Source organism: Pseudonocardia pini (assembly GCF_013870575.1).
In the GTDB taxonomy this organism is placed as follows: Bacteria; Actinomycetota; Actinomycetes; order Mycobacteriales; family Pseudonocardiaceae; genus Pseudonocardia; species Pseudonocardia pini.
This window is the reverse complement of sequence record NZ_JACBXB010000622.1, coordinates 1-3401: the sequence shown is the minus strand read 5'-3', so window position 1 is coordinate 3401 and position 3401 is coordinate 1. Positions and strand designations below refer to the sequence as shown.

The window sequence follows — 3401 nt, the reverse complement described above, 5'->3', positions numbered from 1 at the left end:
CCACCAGCAGACCCAGGCCGGCCTGGCCCCCGGCGGTCCACCCGGCCGCCACTGCCTCCTGGCCCGCAGGCCATCCCATCCCGGTGCTCATTCCGCCCCACTTCCGTTCACGCCCGCACTCCCTGTCGAGACCGGCGGACCGCCACCCGGTCCGCCTTCCCCGCCGAGCTCGGCCGGCCGACACCGATCTCGCCAGACCTGCGCCATGGCGATCCGCCCTGCCCTCGGCGACGACCGGCCGGGCGCGGAGCGGGGATCGCGCCTCCCCTCCGGAACCCGGCCGGCCCGTCGGCCGACGCGGAACCTGCGCCCTCGGCAGGTGTCCGTGGCGTGATCGTGTCCGCTGAGCAGGTGCCTCGGCTGGAGTGGGCGAAATCCGTCCACAGGTGCCGGGATCGGTGGACAGGTCGCCGTCTGCTCGTCGCCAGGAGCCCGACCTGTCGGAGGAACGGGGTAGTGAGCGTCACCGCCCCTGGCACCCATCCGGTCGGCGCCCCGGTGTCGGACGAGGGGCAGGATCACGGCGTGCCCCGACCGATCCGCGACCCCGGGACCGCGCGGGCGGTCGTGCGGGCGGAGGTCGACCACGGCGAGGCCGAGCTGGTGGGCGACCCCGACCGGCCGCTGGGGTGGACCCTCATCGTGAACGGGACCGCGCAGTCCCACGTCGACCTCGCCGATCCCGAGCATCTCGAGTTCGAGTACGTCCGCCGGATGGGACACGTCGTCGACCTGGTCGCGGACCCGTGGACGCCGCTGCGGGCACTCCATCTCGGCGGCGGCGCATGGACATTGCCTCGGTACCTGGGCGCGACCCGACCGGGATCCGCGCAGCTCGTCGTCGAGCTCGATGCGGCGCTGATCGACCTCGTCGCCACGCGGCTGCCCGCCGAGGACACCGGGCTGGCGGTGACCAGCGGGGACGCCCGGGCGCGGCTGGCCGAGCGCCCTGCCGCCTCCGCCGACCTGCTCGTGCTGGACGTCTTCGCGGGCGCCCGCACCCCGGCCCACCTGACGTCCACGGAGTTCGTCGCGGACGTCCGGCGGGTGCTCGCGGCGGACGGCGTCTACCTCGCGAACGTCGCCGACGGCGGGGACCTCGGCTTCGCCCGGGACCAGGTCGCGACCGCGACCGAGCACTTCGCGGAGATCACCGTGATCGCCGCGCCGGACCTGTTGGCGGGCAGGCGGTTCGGCAACGTGGTGCTGGTCGCGTCGAGCCGACCGCTCCCGGTCGAGGAGCTGGCCCGCCGGACCGCCGCCGACCCCTTCCGGGCACGTGTGTTGTCAGGTCGGGAGATCCAGGACTTCACCCGCGGCGCCCAGGTCCGGCGGGACCGCTCCAGCACTCCCTCCCCGATCCCACCCGCGGGCTTCTTCGGGCAGTGAACCGGCGCCGGACCGTGCCGAGCCCGAACGGTCCCGCCGAACCCGCCGACACCACACGACCCAGGGAGGACTGGCTCCCGACGCGACCGGCCCGCGGGCTGCGGTGTCGGACTCGCGGGCCGTGGTGTCCGACTCGCGCGTCGAAAGTGAGGGACTCGCGGGCCGTGGTGTCCGACTCGCGCGTCGGAAGTGTGGGACTCGCGGGGGTGTGGGACTCGCGGTCGGGGGGCGGTGTCAGAAGGCGCCGTTGGCTATCGCTCTGCCCACGTTGGCCTGGTGTTCGGCCAGGGTGGTGGCGAAGCAGCTGGTGCCGTCGGGTTGGCAGCGGACGAAGAAGGTCCAGGGGCCCGACTCGGGGGCGAGGCCCGCGGCGACGGCGTCCTTCCCGGCCGCGGCGATCGGCGTCGGCGGCAGCCCCGTGTTCTGGTACGTGTTGTACGCACCCGGGGTGGCCCGCGCCTCCGCCGTGGTGCGCAGGGCCTGCAGGTCAAGCGGGTAGTTGACCGTGGAGTCCATCTCCAGGCGCTGGTTCGCGTCGAGCCGGTTGACGACCACCCGGGCGACCTTGCCCATGTCCGGGGTGATCGCCTCCTTCTCCACGATGGAGGAGAGCACCAGTAGCTCGTAGGCGGACAGCCCGTCGTGCGAGGCGTCGCCGGTGAGCCCGTCGGACTCCAGCTGCGCCACCGACACCGCCAGCAGGGACTTCCAGACCTCGGCGGCCGTGGTGCCGGGAGCGACGTCGTAGATCCCCGGCGTGACCAGGCCCTCGAGCCTGCGGTTGGGCTCGGCCCGCGCCACGTCCTCGACCGCCCAGGCCGGGACGCCGAGCGACGCCGGGTCGGCGGTCGCCATGGTCTGGCGCAGGTCGTCCGCGGTGAGGCAGGTCTGCGCGCCGTCGATCCGGCCGCAGCTCGCGGCCGCGATCAGGCTGAGGACACCGGGGCTGACCGTGCCGTCGGGCGAGCGGGTGTCGTCCAGCTGGGTGCCCCCGCGGATCTCCAGCCTGCCGACCCGCGACGCCGGGTCGACCATCGCCGCCACCGCGGCCTCGCCGGACATCTTGAGCTTGACCTGGTAGTACCCGGGCTGGATCCCGATCACCCGGGAGTCCTCGGCCGCGGCCTCGGTGAACGCCTCCGGGCTCGCGACGATGCCGCGCCGGGCGAGCATGGTGCCGATCTGCCGGGTGGTGTCCCCGTCGAGCACCCGGACGACGGCGTCGCCCTCCCCCGGGCCGTCGAAGTCGTCCGTGAAGAACCGCGACCCGACCAGGTAGGCGCCACCGCCGAACACCACACCGAGGAGCAGCAGAGCGGCGAGCAGGACCAACACCCCGCGCCTGCGCCGACGGCGGGCGTTCTCCCGCAGCTCGGCCCGCCGCGCGGCGAGCTCCTCGCGGCGGGTCAGGAAGGGACCGGTCGGGTGGTTCACGCCGCGGTGTCCACCCGGTGCGCGAGGCGGCCTGGGCGTGATGTCCCGTTCACAGTCCCGGAGAGTAACGGCCGCTCAGCCGCGGGCGTCGAGATACCCCTGCAGGATGGCCACGGCGGCGGCCTGGTCGATCACGGCGCGCTGCTTGCGGCCCTTCACCCGGCCCCGCAGCTGCTGGGTCGCCACGACCGTGGTCAGCCGCTCGTCCTGCAGCACGACGGGCACGCCGACGCCTGCGAGCTCCTCCTGGAAGGCCAGCGCCGCCTCGGCCGCCGGCCCCTCGCGGCCCGCGAGGGTCCGCGGCAGGCCGAGGACGACCTCCACCGCGGAGTGCTCCTCGACCAGCGCGGCGATCCGGGCCGCCGCGCCCTCCCGCGGGACCGTCTCCAACGGGGTGGCGATGAGCCCGTCGGGATCGCACAGGGCGACCCCGACGCGCACCGATCCGACGTCGACACCCAGCCGACGCCCCCGCGGCGTGATCACACTCACCCGCGGACGGCCTCGCGCAGCTTCTGGATGGCCGCGGCGACGCCCGACGGGTCCGTGCCGCCGACAACGGCTTGCGCTTGGCGCGG

General features: G+C 74.6%; 3 protein-coding genes. 1 reads left to right on the top strand and 2 read right to left on the bottom strand.

Annotation, left to right across the window (positions count from 1 at the left end):
• Positions 1–525 precede the first annotated feature (525 nt).
• Positions 526–1389 (top strand): spermidine synthase, encoded by an 864-nt coding sequence (locus H5J29_RS25960; RefSeq protein WP_312858414.1) that lies wholly within the window; start codon positions 526–528, stop codon positions 1387–1389.
• Positions 1390–1623: 234 nt separating this feature from the next.
• Here the strand turns inward: H5J29_RS25960 and H5J29_RS25955 are convergent, their stop codons facing one another.
• Both H5J29_RS25955 and ruvX read right to left on the bottom strand, forming a co-directional pair.
• The gene (locus H5J29_RS25955) at positions 1624–2823 is read right to left on the bottom strand and encodes an endolytic transglycosylase MltG (RefSeq protein WP_312858413.1); all 1200 of its coding nucleotides are present in this window, start codon (positions 2821–2823) and stop codon (positions 1624–1626) included.
• 75 nt (positions 2824–2898) lie between these two features.
• The gene (gene ruvX, locus H5J29_RS25950; protein WP_376768573.1) at positions 2899–3315 is read right to left on the bottom strand and encodes a Holliday junction resolvase RuvX; all 417 of its coding nucleotides are present in this window, start codon (positions 3313–3315) and stop codon (positions 2899–2901) included.
• Positions 3316–3401 lie beyond the last annotated feature (86 nt).